Below are 14,712 nucleotides of genomic sequence, written 5' to 3'. Positions count from 1 at the left end.
CTGGGTCGAAGGGTTCGGGAACCCAACGGCCCACGCTAGCAGTCTGCCTATCCGAGTGACAAACCGGCGACGTGCCCGCTCAGCGCCCGTCAGCAGCTTCCGTGTGGTGGCGGATCACCTCGGCGACAACGAAGGAGAACCACTTCTGCGCGAATTCTGGGTCCAGATCCGCGTCCTCGGCGAGGCGGCGCAGCCGCGCTACCTGCTGCTCTTCTCGCGTGGGATCGGAGGCCGGCATGCCGTGCTCGGCCTTCAAGACACCCACCTGCTTCGTGGCCCGGAAACGCTCGGCGAGCATGAAGATCAGCGCCGCGTCGATGTTGTCGATCGTCGCGCGGAGGCGTAGCAGGTCGCTAACGGGGTCGATCGGCTCGGTCATCCCACTCCCTTCGGACTGTGTCGAGAGTATCGCCTCCCCCTCACCGAGAGAGCGGCCCCCTAGAGTGTGACCATGAGCGACGAGAGCCCGACCCCGCCAGCGACAGCGGCACCCGCGAAGGATGCCTCCGCCGACGTCACCTCGGCACCGGCGGATGCAGCCGCTGGCACCCCCGAGCGGCGGCCGTTCTGGGTCGGCCTCGACCAGCCCTTCGCCGTCGGCTTCGCCGTCACCCTGGGGGACTGGCGGCGATTCTGCTCGGCCTGGCGGTATCGAACCTCGCGACCGTCATCATCTACGTCAGCTTCGCGCTGTTCGCTGCGCTCGGCCTGGACCCGATCGTGCGGGCGCTCGAGCGCAAGGGCGTGCGACGGGTCTGGGGGATGGTGATCGTCTACGTCGGCTTCCTCCTGGTCATTGCCGGCGTCATGCTCCTGATCATGCCGACGGTCATCTCACAGGTGGCTCAGTTCATCCGCGACATCCCGACGATGATCAACGACTTCGAGAAGTCGGACGCGTTCGGGTGGATGCAGACGAATTTCGGCGACCAGATCGGCACGATCCTCAACGATGTCGAGAACTTCATCCTCAACCCCGCGAACATCGCCTCGATCACGGGCGGTGTGCTGGCGGTCGGCGCGGGGATCGCGACGGCAATCTCGGGCATCATCATCGTGATCGTCCTGAGCCTGTACTTCCTCGCCTCGCTCAACACGATCAAGGCCAGCTTCGTCCGCCTCACTCCCGCACGGGCGAGAGCGAAGGTCACCGAGATGACCGAGCAGATCACCGACGGTATCGGTGGTTACCTCATGGGGATGGTGATTCTCGCGTTCTTCAACTCGGTCGTCGCCTTCTTCCTGCACCTCTTCCTCGGACTTCCCTTCCCCGCGCTGATGGCCGTGGTCGCTTTCTGCATCACGCTCATCCCCCTCGTCGGTTCCGTGCTGTACTGGGGCATCGCCACGGTGGTCGCACTGTTCACAAACCCGATCACCGCCCTGATTTTTGCCGCGCTGTATCTCATCTACATGCAGCTGGAGGCGTACGTGCTGACACCGCGGGTCATGAACCGCGCGATTTCGGTTCCCGGCTCGCTTGTGGTCATCGGAGCCCTCGTCGGCGGAACTCTCCTGGGACTGCTCGGCGCGCTCGTCGCCATCCCGATCACCGCGTCCATCCTGCTGATCATCAAGCAGGTCGTGATCCCTCGGCAGGACGCGAAACTCTAGGCCATCTGGACGCGGTCAGACCGGTCCAGCAGCCCCAGACGGTAGGCGGCGGGGACCGCATGGTGACGCGAGGTCACCCCGAGCTTTCGGTAGATCCCTGACAACTGCGTCTTAACCGTGCTCTGCGACACCGACAACGCCTTGGCCATGTCGGAGACCGAGCCGTAGCGCTCGAGAGCCTTCAGCACGACAGCTTCTCGCGGTGTCAATCGCGGACGCTCCGTCACCACGAGCGCAGCCGACGCCTTCTCCACGGCAGCTTCGAACGCCGTGCGCATCCCGCGTTCCGACAGGTCGACGATCTCATCCATGAGCCATCCCGGCATGTGGGCGATGATCCGCACGAGTCCCGCTGCGACAACCATCCGGCCAATGATGCCGCCGTCACCCGGAGTCGGTGCGCGTCCGAGTACCGCGTCTGCCCAGACCCTGAGTAGCAGCGCTTCAGCCCGTTCCACGAGGCTGCTCGTCGGCCGGGCGAGAACGCCGGCAGCGAGTTCTCGGGCAGTCGCTGCCTGGCCGGTGAACATGTGCAGATGCGCCATGGCGAGAACGACGAGGGGACCCTCCGGCGCCTCGTCCAGCACCTCCCGAGCGCGGTCGGGCTCCGCGAGCTGGAGCAACGCATGGGCCTTCATCGACGCGACGACATCCTGTGCGAGCAGACTGCGCCCACCCGGATGCGTCGCCTCCGCGAACTCGACGATCTCCAGGGCCCGCATCGGGCTTCGCTCGAGCAGCGCCTGCCGTGCCCGAAGCAGGGCCGTGACCGGCCAGAGGTCATCCGAGGCTTCCACCTCGGGCCATTCCCTGTCCGGGTCGTGAGCGTCGAAGCGCTCAACGAGGATCAGCGCCTCGGCCAGAGCCTGCTCTTCTCGCAGCGCTCGGGTCCAGGTGGCCGGGATCTCGCCACCGACCCGGTCGAAACGCCGCAGTTGACGCCGAGCCTCCACCAGATTCCCGCGCAACGCGTGCACGGTTGCGGACTTAGCGAGGATGCTGCGGTGCAGCGTGCTGCACGTGTCGGCAAGCCGCGCGGCGATCGCGAAATGAGCGAGGGCTGCTGCCGACGACCCGGCGTGAAGGTGCGCAATGGCCAACTGGACGCGCAACAGGGCACGCAGCAGCGGTGGTGAGCCAGGCGCCTCGAGCGTCCCGTCGATATCGCGCCGCGTCATCTCCACGAGAAACTCCGCGTGCGCCTCGGGCTGTGCCCGGCAGCGACTCGCGCTGAGGGCAACGAGCGTCGATTCCACGCGGACGGCGTCGTGCTCGGTCGGGGCACCGGGAGCCAGTTCCGGGACCCCGAGCAGATCGGAGCCTTGATGCGAACGCAACACGACGCGCGCTGCCGCGACACGGACGGCCCAGACTCCGTCGTGCGGAGCCAACGCCGCCAAAGCACGGCTTGCCAAGCGCAGATCCTCGAACAAGAGCCCCCACAGCGCGAACTCGAGGATCGACTCCACCTCGGCTACACGTTCGGCATCGATCGCCGCGCTGAGGTCGTCGCGCAGCTTGTCATCGATGTGGCGGTGCATGGGTTCCTTATAACGAAGGCTGCCTGCACCCGCCAAACGGAGCCTGGGATGGGGCGGAGATCCTGATGAGGTCCGCGCTATCTGCAGTCTAAATGCTGTCTATCGGCGGACGATCTCTCGACGAGAAGGGGATGAAATCCTCTGGGCGCGTCAGGGGCACTCGGCTCCGGCGCGAATAATCGAGGGTGGGGGAAACCGCAGGCCTCTTCGAGCGCCCGCGGCCGTGCTGTTGTCTGGGGGAAGGCTCGTGACCCGCCGTTCTGCTGCTTCTGTCGTGTCCGGATGGATCCGGGCTATCAATGCTGCGGACCTGCCGGGTTTTCTGCGAGACCTCGAAGACGACTGCGTGCTCGTCGAGCCGCAACACACCTATCTCGGCAAGGGCAATCTCACTCGGTGGTTCGAGATGGTGGTCGTCCATCGCTCATCGACGCTTCGACTGATCTCGGCTCACGACGCCGAACCCGATCACCTTCTCGCCTGGGCTGAGTGGCACGCGAAGAGCTTCCATGACGAGGTCACGCTCTGGACTCCGCTCGCGGTACTCACCACGAGCGGGCGAATCCGCGAGATCCACATCTCGCCCCCCATGCGCGTCCCGGTGCCTGTCATGAGCCCGTCCGAACCGGAGGAGAGCGCCGCATGAGACAAGCGCGCAGACGGAGGAAGCAGAGCGCACATCGCCCGGGTCCGCCTCCCAGCGGGCCGCGGTGGTGGCACTACCTTCTGGTCGGATCGCTCGCGGCCGCCGCCATCGCGCTGTCTGCCGCTGCGCTCACGCAGGACCACTCGCCGCCGCAGATGCGTGAACGCACGGCGACAGTCACGAGCTCGGGAATTTCCCCCGCGGCGTCGGAGGACGCATCGAGATAGCGCTTGGTCGTTACCATGCGCGCCACAGGAGGCCAGCGGCGATCACGCCCTGCACCATGACGATCGCGCTGACGACAGCCGCGATCAGACCGATGCGGCACCTCTCACGGCAGAGGCAAGAGGCAGGTCGGTGAAGGCACCTCGGTCCTGGTCGTGGCGCGCCCCGGGATGCCGCGAGCATCAATCGGCAGCACCGCGACGTCGCTGGATCGCTGTCCCGCGGCGATCAGGCCATCGCCGATGACCAGGTGGTACCGCGGCCAGTCGACCCCGGCCTCCACAAGGGCGAGCGGCGAGACCGCCTCACCCTCGCCGGTGACCCGCATCACGGCGATCGTGTTGCTACCCCGCACCCCGGCATAGAGGAGTGTGCCGTCGGAGGATCGCGTGAGTTCCGCTGCCGTGTCACCGTCGAGCGTCCCGGTGCCCAGCGGCGTTCCCCCGACAAGATGCCAGGTTCCTGCATCGTCGGGAGCCAGCACGAACAGCTCGCACGAGAGCTCCGCGACGATGTACAGGTGCCCGCTGGGGTGCAGGATGCCATGCCGGGGGCCCGAACCGCGCGGCAGCGTCACCTGCTGCACGAGCCTCGGCGCACGCGACCCGGTCTGCCAGAAGCGCACGAGATCAAAGCCCATGTCGGTCGTGGCGACAAGACCCGGACCCACGACGATCGACTGGTGGGCATGCGAGACCCGCGCCTCCTGGTCGTAACCCGCGTAGGGGTCGGATGCCGCATCCGCTGTCGCTGACCCGCGGATGCCACCCTCGGCATCCAGGTCGAGCTGAACGACCTGACCATCGCCCCAGCAGGTGACGAAGAGCCGCTCGCGTCCGGCGAGAATGTGGCACGGTGCGGCACCGACCGGAACCGGCTTCCCCCGGGCGACCCATGAGTCGGGACCCTGCTCCCGGAATGCCTGCACGGCTCCCGCGCCTTCGAGTGTCGCGTACACGACATCGCGCGTCGGGTGCTTGGCGACCCACGACGGCGATGGTGCGACCGCGAGCGTTCCCCGCCAGCTCAGGGCACCGCCCGTGGTCGAGTCGGCCTCGCCCGCCGTGAGCATGCCGATACCCTCGGCCGTGCCCTCCATGTCAGCGGTGTAGCCGCCCACGAGAAATCGCATGAGCTCCTGGCCTCAGTCGACCAGGTCGTGGCGCACGATGACCGCATCCCGGCCGGGGCCGACACCGATCACCGAGATCCGCGTGCCGCTCATCTCCTCGAGGGCGAGCACGTAGTCCTGCGCTTCCAGCGGCAGGTCCTCGAACGTGCGCGCGCCCGAGATGTCCTCGCTCCAGCCGGGCAGGTACTCCAGAATCGGTCGCGCGTGGTGGAAGTCCGACTGGTTGTCGGGAACGTCGTCGAAGCGGCGGCCGTCGACGTCGTACGCGACGCACACCGGGATCTGGTCGAGGCCCGTCAGGATGTCGAGCTTGGTGAGCACGAGGTCGGTGATGCCGTTGATGCGCGTGGCGTACCGCGTGATGGGCGCGTCGTACCAGCCGACTCGCCGTGGGCGTCCGGTCGTCGTGCCGAACTCGAAGCCACGCTGCCGGATCCACTCGCCGTGCTCGTCGAAGAGCTCGGTCGGGAAGGGGCCCGACCCGACGCGCGTCGTGTAGGCCTTGACGATGCCGACGATCCGATCAAGGCGGTTCGGGCCGACTCCCGATCCTGTCGCCGCGCCTCCCGCGGTCGCCGAGGACGACGTCACGAAGGGGTAGGTGCCGTGGTCGACATCGAGCATGGTCGCCTGACCGCCCTCGAAGACCACGAGCTCGTCCCTATCGAGTGCGTCGTTCAGCAGGAGCGACGTATCGGCCACCATCGGACGAAGCCGGTCGGCGTATGAGAGCAGGTCCTCGACGATCTCGTCGACCTCGATCGCCCGGCGGTTATAGACCTTCACGAGCAGGTGGTTCTTCTGCTCGAGCGCCCCCTCGACCTTCTGGCGCAGGATGTTCTCGTCGAACAGGTCCTGCATCCGGATGCCCACGCGGTTGATCTTGTCGGCATAGGCCGGGCCGATGCCGCGCCCCGTCGTTCCGATCTGGCGCTTGCCGAGGAAGCGCTCGGTGACCTTGTCGAGCGTGCGGTGATACTGCGTGATCACGTGCGCCGCCGAGCTGACCTTGAGTCGTGAGGTATCGATCCCGCGAGCGCGCAGCGCCTCGAGCTCGCCGAACAGGACCTCGAGGTCGACGACGACCCCGTTCCCGATGACGGCGTTGACACCCGGGGAGAGGATCCCGGAGGGAAGCAGGTGCAGGGCGTACTTCTCATCGCCGATCACGACAGTGTGACCGGCATTGTTGCCGCCGTTGAACTTGACGACCCAGTCGGTGCGCTCACCGAGCAGGTCGGTGGCTTTGCCCTTACCCTCGTCGCCCCACTGCACTCCGACGATCACGATGCCTGGCATGAAAATTCCCCCGGAGTGACGTGAGCTGGTAGGTCTCGAGTCTATCGGCGCGTCGCGTTCCAGCCCGAGAGTGCTTCCGCGGTCGCACTGGATATCGTGAGCACATGCTGACCTCGCGGGCCTGGGCGCAGACCTGGGCCGCCCTGCGCCTGCTCGCCGCCGCCGCCGGAGTGGCAGCCATCATCGGCCAACTCGTGCGCACGCTCAGTAGATCGGCCGAGAACGGCTGGCCGCTGGGACCGACCGCCATCGATTTCTTCAGCTTCTTCACGATTCTCTCGAACGTCGGCGCCGCGATCGCGCTGACGATCGGGGCGATTCTGATCTGGCGGGGCACGCGTGTCGACCCCGCGTGGTTCGCGTCGCTGCTGGCTGCCGTGTCGACCTACATGCTCATCACCGGCATCGTCTACAACACGCTGCTTCGAAACATCCCGCTCCCGCAGGGCTCGACAGTGCCCTGGTCGAACGAGATCCTGCACGTCTGGGCTCCCCTGTTTCTCCTGCTCGACGTGGTGCTCGGCCCGCTGCGCCGTCGTCTGCCCTGGCGTGCACTGTGGACGGTCATCGCTTTCCCGATCGTGTGGGTGGTCTACACGCTCGTGCGCGGGCCGCTGATCACCGACTTCCGCACCGGGACCCCGTGGTGGTATCCCTACCCGTTCCTGAACCCCAACATCCAGCCCTGGGGCTATGGCGGTGTCGCGCTGTACGTCATCGGGATCGCCGCCGGCATCCTGGTTCTGGCAGCCGGCGTGATCTGGGTGGGTCGCCGTCGCGGCGCCGACCCCGCGGAGGCATCGGGCCGGCTCAGTAGCGCGGAGGCGCCCGGCCCCGCTCAGTAGACTGAGGTCCTATGTCGAAGGTCCTCCAATCCCTGCCCATCGGCGAGCGCATCGGCATCGCCTTCTCGGGGGTCTGGACACCTCCGTCGCCGTCGCGTGGATGCGTGACAAGGGTGCCGTTCCCTGCACCTATACGGGGGATCTCGGCCAGCCTGACGAGGACGACATCGCCTCGATCCCCGGTCGCGCTCTGACCTACGGCGCCGAGGTATCGAGGCTGATCGACTGCAAGACCGCCCTCGTAGACGAGGGCTTTGCCGCCCTCTCCTGCGGCGCCTTCCACATCCGCTCGGGCGGACGCACCTACTTCAACACGACCCCGCTCGGCCGTGCGGTCACCGGAACCCTGCTCGTGCGCGCCATGAAGGAAGACGGCGTCGACATCTGGGGAGACGGCTCGACCTATAAGGGCAACGACATCGAGCGGTTCTACCGCTACGGGCTGCTCGCCAACCCCGCGCTGCGCATCTACAAGCCGTGGCTGGATGCCGACTTCGTGCGCGAGCTCGGCGGGCGCAAAGAGATGAGCGAGTGGCTCGTCGCCCACGATTTCCCCTACCGCGACGCGGCTGAGAAGGCCTATTCGACGGATGCCAACATCTGGGGCGCGACGCACGAGGCGAAGACGCTCGAGCACCTCGACGTCTCGCTCGAGACGGTCGAGCCCATCATGGGCGTGCGCTTCTGGGATCCGGAGGTCGAGATCGCGACCGAGGATGTCACGGTCACCTTCGATCGCGGACGTCCTGTCGCTCTCAACGGCACCGAGTACTCCGATCCAGTCGAACTCGTCTTCGAGGCGAACCGAATCGGCGGACGCCATGGCCTCGGGATGAGCGACCAGATCGAGAACCGCATCATCGAGGCGAAGTCCCGTGGCATCTACGAGGCCCCGGGCATGGCGCTGCTGTTCATCGCGTACGAGCGCCTCGTCAACGCGATTCTCAATGAAGACACTCTCGCGACCTATCACGAGCAGGGTCGGCGCCTCGGCCGCCTGATGTATGAGGGCCGGTGGCTCGAACCGCAGTCGATCATGCTGCGCGAGTCGATCCAGAAGTGGGTCGGCACGACGATCACGGGAACCGTCACGCTGCGACTGCGCCGCGGCGAGGACTACACGGTGCTCGACACGACGGCGCCAGTCATGTCCTACGGGCCCGAGAAGCTCTCGATGGAGCGGGTCGGCGACGCGGCCTTCGGGCCCATCGACCGGATCGGTCAGCTGACAATGCGCAACCTCGACATCGCCGATTCCCGCACCCGGCTCGAGCAGTACGCCGAGATGGGGCTGCTCGGCGGGCCCACCGGCGAACTGATCGGCACGCTTAAGCGAGGCGAAGCCGACGAGATCACCGAACACGCCGCGCCCTACGACCACGACCGCGAGGAACTGGCCGAGGCGACGGATGCGGCAGGCGAGGCTGCCGCGTTCGACTTCGGCGCCGACTGAGCCTGGCGGCGTCCCGGGCGGTTGCTGAGCATCCGCCCGTAAAAGTGCACACCTGTGTGCACTTTCTGCGATCATGGGCAGATGACGACAACCGGCGTGCGCCCGACGCGGCGTGATGCGGTGCGCAATCGCGACGAGCTCCTCGCGTGCGCGCAGCGCGAACTCGCCCACGACCCTCGCGCCTCGCTCGCAACGATCGCTCGCGCCGCGGGGCTCACCAGGCGCGCACTCTACGGCCACTTCGCCGACCGCGACGCCCTCGTCCGCGCGGTGATCGAGCGCGGCGCCGAGCGTTTCAACGCCATCGCCGAGGGCGTGGTCCGCGCAGACCCACTCGACGAACTGACGGAGCTCACCACGCGCCTGTGGCACGAAGCATCCCTCGTGCACGCGTCAGCGACCATCGCCCTCGAAGAGCGCTACCTCACCCTGACTGCCGCGTCCCTTGCTCCGCTCCGGGCGCGCCTCTCCGAGGTCGTCGACGCCGGGCAGCGCGCGGGACGGATGCGCCAGGACATGAGCACCGCAGCCCTGACCCGCCTGATCGAAGAGACCGCCCGCACCCTCATCATCCGGTGGGACGAACGGGATTCGGCGGTCGCTGCCGACCTGCCCGTGCGAGCTGTCCTGAGCATCGCGGGGCTGTCGTGGCGCGAGGTCGACGACCGGCTCGCGAGCGGGCACAGCCACGACGAAGCCGCGGAGGTACCTGATGCACGTTGAACTCTCCGATATCAGCAAAGGCCGCCGCGGCATCGCCCTCCCCCACCTGAGCCTCACCTATGGCAACAGCCTCGCCCGGCTGGCGGTCGCCGAGACCGAGCAGCGCCCCACCGTGCTGGGGCTCATTGCGGCCGGACGCATGACCCCCGACACCGGCACTGTCCGCATCGACGGCGTTCCCGACCGCGCTGCCCTGCGGCGTCGGGTCGCACTCGTTGACGCACCCGAGGTCAGCGACCCCGCGCCCAACGTCACGGTGGCGGGGATCGTCGCGGAGGAACTCATGTTCGCCGGTCGCCCCGCCTCGCCCCGCGCCGTGAAGCGCTGGCTCACCTCGCACGACGCGGCATCCCTCGCGCGCCGCCCGATCGCGGATGTTGCACCCGCGGATCGGATTCGACTCCTCATGGAACTGGCGATCCTGCGCCCGGACGTCGAGGGACTCGTGCTCGTCTCCCCCGACCGCCACGGCGGGCACCCCGAGCGCTGGTGGCAGATCGCCGCAGGGTTCGCCGAGCGCGGCACCAGCGTCCTGGTCATCGCGGGTGCAGCATCCGGTGCCGTCCTGGCCGATATCGCGCCCCGCGCGGAGCTCGGCCCGCCCGATCTCGGCGACATCCTGACCACCGAAACCGAAACCGACACCGACACCGACACCGAAACCGACACCGCCACCGATACGCGCGAGGAGGAGGTCCAGCCATGAAGGTTCCCGCCATGATCGCTGCGGAACTGCGGCGACTCACCGCGACGCGGATGTCGGTCATCGCGCTGTTGGCACTCATGCTCGTGCCCGTGCTCTACGGCGGCGTCTATCTGTGGGCGAATCAGGACCCGTATGGCCGGCTCAGCGAGGTGCCCGTCGCCCTCGTGAACCAAGACACCGGCGCCGACAGCGACGGTTCGCAGGTGAACTACGGTGATGAGGTCTCCACGAACCTCCTCGCCGACGGCAGCTTCGACTGGCACGCGCTCGACGCGGATGCCGCCGAGAAAGCTCTCACGCAGGGTTCCGTGGATTTCATCGTCACGATCCCGGCAGACTTCTCGACGGCTCTCGTGTCGATCTCAGGCACCGACCCGCACCAGGCCACCCTGTCGCTCGAGACCAACGATGCCAACAATTACCTCGCCTCCACGATCGGTGACCAGGCCATCGAGAGGATCCGTACGTCGGTCGCGCAGCTGGTGGGTGAGGAGGCCGCGTCGCGCCTGCTCACGGGAATCTCCGAGATCCGCGCGAACCTCGTGGACGCCGTCACCGGCGCGACCCAGCTCACCGACGGCACGGCCCAGGCATCCGACGGTTCGACGCGCCTGGCTGACGGAGCCGCACAGCTCTCGGCGGGACTGACCCAGCTCTCCGATGCTGCCCCGCGGCTCGCCGACGGCGCTGCCCAGGTCGCCAGCGGGACAGCGACCCTGTCGGGCTACGCCGATCAGGCGAGCGCGGCCAGCCAACAAGCAGTCAACGAGATTCCTGCTGTGCGACAAGACATCATCGATGCACTGACCGCGCAAGGGCTCGATCCCGCTGAGATCGACGCTATTCTCGCGCGGCTGGACCCGTTGGCCGGCGCCGTCCGCACCGCCAACGCCCGGGTCCAGAGCGCGGTGTCATCCGTCGACGCCCTCGCCGGCGGCGCCGCGCAGGTGGCCACCGGCGCCCAGCAGCTCTCGGCCGGCCTGCAGGATGCCGCGGGCGGCGGAGCCCAACTCGACGCCGCCTCACACACTCTCGCCGACGGGCTCACACAGCTCGATCAGGGTGCGGCAACGCTCCGAGACGGGCTCGCTTCCGGCGTGGCGCAGATCCCCGACACGGATGCCGCCCTCCGTGACGCGCAGGCCCAGACGATCGCCGACCCGGTCGCGGTCGAGACCGGCAAGGTCGCGGCGGCGGGAGACTACGGCGCGGGGCTGGCCCCCTTCTTCGCCGCGCTGGCCGGCTGGATCGGGATCTACGCGCTCTTCCTGATCGTGAAGCCCATCTCCCGGCGCGCCGTCACGGCGCTGCACTCTCCGGTCCGCGTGACGCTGGCCGGATGGCTCACCCCCGGCTTGCTCGGCGGTCTGCAGATGCTCGCCCTGTTCGGCATCCTCGCCGCGGCTCTCGGGTTCACGTTCTCGCATCCGCTGGCAACGCTCGGAGTGATGGTCTTCGCCTCGCTGACCTATGCGGCGATCATCCTGGCCCTGAACGTCTGGCTGGGTTCGGTCGGCCAGTTCCTCGGCCTTGTCCTCATGGTCCTGCAGCTGGTGACCGCGGGCGGTACCTTCCCCTGGCAGACGCTGCCCGAGCCGCTGACCTGGCTGCACCACATCCTGCCGATGGGATATGTCGTCGACGGCATGCGTCAGCTCATGTACGGCGGCGACCTCACCCGCGTCGGCACCGACCTCGGCGTCCTGGCCGTATGGCTCCTGGGCGGTCTCGCTTTGGCTGCAATCGGCGTCTCACGGATGACCCACGGCCGCACCCTCCGCGACCTCCAGCCCAGCCTCATCGGCTGACGTGGCTGGCGGCGAGCCAGCTAGGATGACCGTCTGACACCGGATCCCAAATCGGTTGGGACGGCGTCTATCCGGCCTACCCGAGAGGCTTCAATGTCGAAGACCACAGCCGCCGTCACCGGCGACACTGCCGACGACGCACCGACGCGCCCGCGCCTCGGCCGCCGAATCGGCCTCATCTCCTACAGCGTCCTCGTGGGGGTCGTCGTGCTCGCGCTGATCGCCGCGGGCGTCGGCGTTTGGTTCGTCAATCGCTCGTTCCCCCAGACCGAGGGAACCGTCGCGCTGGATGGTCTGTCCGGCACGGTCATCGTGCAACGCTCCGAACTCGGCATCCCGACGATCACCGCCAGCTCCACCGACGACCTGTTCTTCGCGCAGGGGTACGTGCACGCGCAAGACCGGTTCTGGGAGATGGACTTCCGCCGCCATGTGACCAGTGGCCGCCTCTCGGAGTTGTTCGGCGCGTCTCAGCTGGGCACCGACGCCTTCCTGCGGACCCTCGGATGGCGCGCGATCGCCGAGCAGGAAGTGGAAGCGCTCGATGAGACCACTCGCTCGTACTATCAGGCCTACGCGGAAGGCGTGAACGCGTACCTCGCCGACCACGACGGCGCAGACGTCTCCCTGGAGTACGCGGTCCTCGGCCTCCAGAACGGCGACTACGAGATCGAGCCGTGGACGCCTGCCGACTCGGTCGCCTGGCTGAAGGCGATGGCCTGGGACCTGAGATCGAATATCGAGACCGAAACCGAGCGCGCGCTGCTGGCCACCGCCTACACCGACGAGCAGCTCCTCGAGCTGTATCCGCCGTATCCGTTCGACGAGAACCCGGTGATCGTGCCCGAAATCACCGACGTTCCCGCCGCGACAGAGACCCCGGATGCCGCGGCCGCCGGCATCCGCTGGACCGAGGTCGCCGATGTCGTGAGCGCGGTCTCGGCGCTGATCGGCGACGCGGGCGAGGGCATCGGATCGAACTCGTGGGTGGTCGCGGGCGACTACACCGACACCGGGATGCCGCTGCTTGCCAACGACCCGCACCTGGGCGCATCCCTGCCCAGCGTCTGGTACCAGTCGGGTCTGCGGTGCGCTGCCCTGAGCGAAACCTGCCCCTTCGATGTCGCCGGCTTCGGCTTCTCGGGCGTGCCGGGAGTCATCATCGGCCACAACGCCTCGATCGCCTGGGGTTTCACCAACCTCACGACCGATGTCGTGGACCTGTACATCGAGAAGCTCGACGGCGACCAGTACTGGCGCGATGGTCAGCTCGTCGACCTCGAGACCCGCACCGAGACGCTCACGGTCGCCGGAGGCGAGGATGTCGAGCTCACGATCCGCTCGACGGTCCACGGCCCGATCATTTCCGGGTTGACGGCGGACTTCGACGCGATCGCCGCCGACCCTGTTGTCGGTACGGCCGGAGCCACCGTTGCGCCCACGGCTGAACCCGAGGGCGAGACCGCGGTCAGCATCCAGTGGACGGCACTGCAGCCGGGAACTACCGCGTCAGCGATCTTCCAGCTCAATACCGCGACCGACTTCACCGGCTTCCGCGCCGCGGCCGAGAAGTTCGTCGTGCCCGCGCAGAACCTCATCTACGCCGACGTCACCGGAAACATCGGCTACCAGACGCCCGGTCAGCTTCCGATTCGCGGTGCCGGCGACGGATCGATGCCGCAGCCCGGGTGGGACTCCGCCTACGACTGGCAGGGCTACATCCCGTTCGCCGATCTGCCGGTTTCCTACAACCCCGACGAGGGCTACATCGTGACCGCGAACAACGCGATCGTCGACCAGAACTACCCCTACTTCCTCACGCGCGACTGGGACTACGGGTGGCGCGCGGCGCGCATCGATGACCTGCTGCAGCGCGCGATCGCCGAGGGACCCGTGACGGCGGAGGTGATGCGCGGAATCCAGGCCGACAACCAGTCCGAGATCGGCAAGACCCTCATCACCGTGTTTGAGGACCTGCGGACGGGCGACGAAGCGACGGATGCCGCCCTCGACCTGCTGCGTCAGTGGGATGCGCAAAACGACGCCGAGTCCTCGGCTGCCGCCTTCGCGAACGTCGTGTGGGACGAGCTGGCGCAGAACCTGTTTACCCGCGGACGCTCGACACCGGCGCCCCTGACCAGCCAGTCGCGGCAGTTCCTCGTGGTGCAGAACCTGCTGGCAGATCCGGAGTCGCCCTGGTGGACGAACACCGAGCTCGGTATGTCGGGCCAGCGCGAGATGCTGGCAGAGAGCGCGCGCAGCGCCACCGAGATCCTCACGACCGCGCAGGGATCCAATCCGCTCCAGTGGCGGTGGGGAACCTTGCACGCGATCACGCTGACCCATGAGACATTCGGCACGTCGGGCATCGCGCCGATCGAGGCACTCTTCAACCGTGGCCCGTTCCCCGTCGGCGGCGGCTCGTCGGTGGTCAACGCGACAGGCTGGCCGCTCGGTGGCGGCTTCGCGACGACCACGGTGCCCTCCATGCGCATGGTCGTCGACCTGAGCGACTTCGATGCATCCGGCTGGAATCATCTGACCGGAGCCAGCGGTCACGCCTTCCACGAGAACTACATCGACCAGACGGCGACGTGGCAGGCAGTCGAGCTCACGCCGTGGGCCTTCTCTCCGGATGCCGTGACCGCCGCCACCGCGAACACCCTGACTCTCGAACCGGCGAACTGACCCTCGAACCGGCCAACTGAGCCTCAGCCGAA

Annotated in this window: 12 protein-coding genes and 1 pseudogene; 8 read left to right on the top strand and 5 right to left on the bottom strand. The window is 67.6% G+C overall.

The genetic code is table 11. The features are described from left to right. Positions 1–79: 79 nt before the first annotated feature. Together IT882_RS00285 and IT882_RS16120 are read right to left on the bottom strand one after the other, a co-directional pair. Positions 80–379 (bottom strand): chorismate mutase, encoded by a 300-nt coding sequence (locus IT882_RS00285; RefSeq protein WP_195692683.1) that lies wholly within the window; start codon positions 377–379, stop codon positions 80–82. A gap of 59 nt (positions 380–438) precedes the next feature. Then, the gene (locus IT882_RS16120; protein ID WP_229382451.1) at positions 439–612 is read right to left on the bottom strand and encodes a hypothetical protein; all 174 of its coding nucleotides are present in this window, start codon (positions 610–612) and stop codon (positions 439–441) included. On the opposite strand from IT882_RS16120, the gene IT882_RS00280 reads away from it, so the two are divergent. Beyond that, positions 568–1,614, top strand: coding sequence for an AI-2E family transporter (locus IT882_RS00280; protein ID WP_324253954.1), 1,047 nt, complete (start codon positions 568–570; stop codon positions 1,612–1,614). The genes IT882_RS16120 and IT882_RS00280 overlap by 45 nt on opposite strands. On the opposite strand, the gene IT882_RS00275 is transcribed toward IT882_RS00280, so the two are convergent. Continuing rightward, positions 1,611–3,155: a helix-turn-helix transcriptional regulator gene (locus IT882_RS00275; RefSeq protein ID WP_195692682.1), complete on the bottom strand. Its 1,545-nt coding sequence runs from the start codon at positions 3,153–3,155 to the stop codon at positions 1,611–1,613. The genes IT882_RS00280 and IT882_RS00275 overlap by 4 nt on opposite strands. A 274-nt stretch (positions 3,156–3,429) precedes the next feature. On the opposite strand from IT882_RS00275, the gene IT882_RS00270 reads away from it, so the two are divergent. Then, a complete protein-coding gene (locus IT882_RS00270; protein ID WP_195692681.1) occupies positions 3,430–3,801 on the top strand; it encodes a hypothetical protein in 372 nt (123 codons plus the stop codon). Between the two features lie 331 nt (positions 3,802–4,132). On the opposite strand, the gene IT882_RS00265 is transcribed toward IT882_RS00270, so the two are convergent. Next, on the bottom strand, positions 4,133–5,158 hold the full coding sequence (locus tag IT882_RS00265) for a lactonase family protein (RefSeq protein WP_195692680.1): 1,026 nt from the start codon (positions 5,156–5,158) through the stop codon (positions 4,133–4,135). 12 nt (positions 5,159–5,170) lie between these two features. Beyond that, positions 5,171–6,457, bottom strand: a complete 1,287-nt coding sequence (locus tag IT882_RS00260; protein WP_195692679.1) for an adenylosuccinate synthase — start codon at positions 6,455–6,457, stop codon at positions 5,171–5,173. Positions 6,458–6,561: 104 nt separating this feature from the next. Here IT882_RS00260 and IT882_RS00255 point away from each other — a divergent pair, with 104 nt between their 5' ends. The 6 genes and pseudogenes from IT882_RS00255 to IT882_RS00230 all read left to right on the top strand — a co-directional run bounded on the left by IT882_RS00255 (position 6,562) and on the right by IT882_RS00230 (position 14,680). Further along, positions 6,562–7,302 carry a Pr6Pr family membrane protein gene (locus tag IT882_RS00255; RefSeq protein WP_195692678.1) on the top strand — a complete coding sequence of 247 codons (741 nt, stop codon included), beginning with the start codon at positions 6,562–6,564 and terminating at the stop codon, positions 7,300–7,302. Positions 7,303–7,313: 11 nt separating this feature from the next. Next, positions 7,314–8,755: pseudogene (gene argG / locus IT882_RS00250) on the top strand (argininosuccinate synthase). An 81-nt stretch (positions 8,756–8,836) separates the two neighbouring features. Then, the gene (locus tag IT882_RS00245) at positions 8,837–9,478 is read left to right on the top strand and encodes a TetR/AcrR family transcriptional regulator (RefSeq protein ID WP_195692677.1); all 642 of its coding nucleotides are present in this window, start codon (positions 8,837–8,839) and stop codon (positions 9,476–9,478) included. Then, complete coding sequence (locus IT882_RS00240) at positions 9,468–10,184, top strand: hypothetical protein (protein ID WP_195692676.1); 717 nt, start codon at positions 9,468–9,470, stop codon at positions 10,182–10,184. The genes IT882_RS00245 and IT882_RS00240 overlap by 11 nt, the downstream gene beginning before the upstream one ends. Further along, positions 10,181–11,992, top strand: coding sequence for a YhgE/Pip family protein (locus IT882_RS00235; RefSeq protein WP_195692675.1), 1,812 nt, complete (start codon positions 10,181–10,183; stop codon positions 11,990–11,992). Before IT882_RS00240 ends, IT882_RS00235 begins: the two co-directional genes overlap by 4 nt. A 93-nt stretch (positions 11,993–12,085) precedes the next feature. After that, complete coding sequence (locus tag IT882_RS00230) at positions 12,086–14,680, top strand: penicillin acylase family protein (RefSeq protein ID WP_195692674.1); 2,595 nt, start codon at positions 12,086–12,088, stop codon at positions 14,678–14,680. Positions 14,681–14,712: the final 32 nt, after the last annotated feature.

This window comes from Microbacterium schleiferi (genome assembly GCF_015565955.1).
Classification (GTDB): Bacteria; Actinomycetota; Actinomycetes; order Actinomycetales; family Microbacteriaceae; genus Microbacterium; species Microbacterium schleiferi_A.
This window is presented reverse-complemented; position numbering and strand designations above follow the sequence as displayed.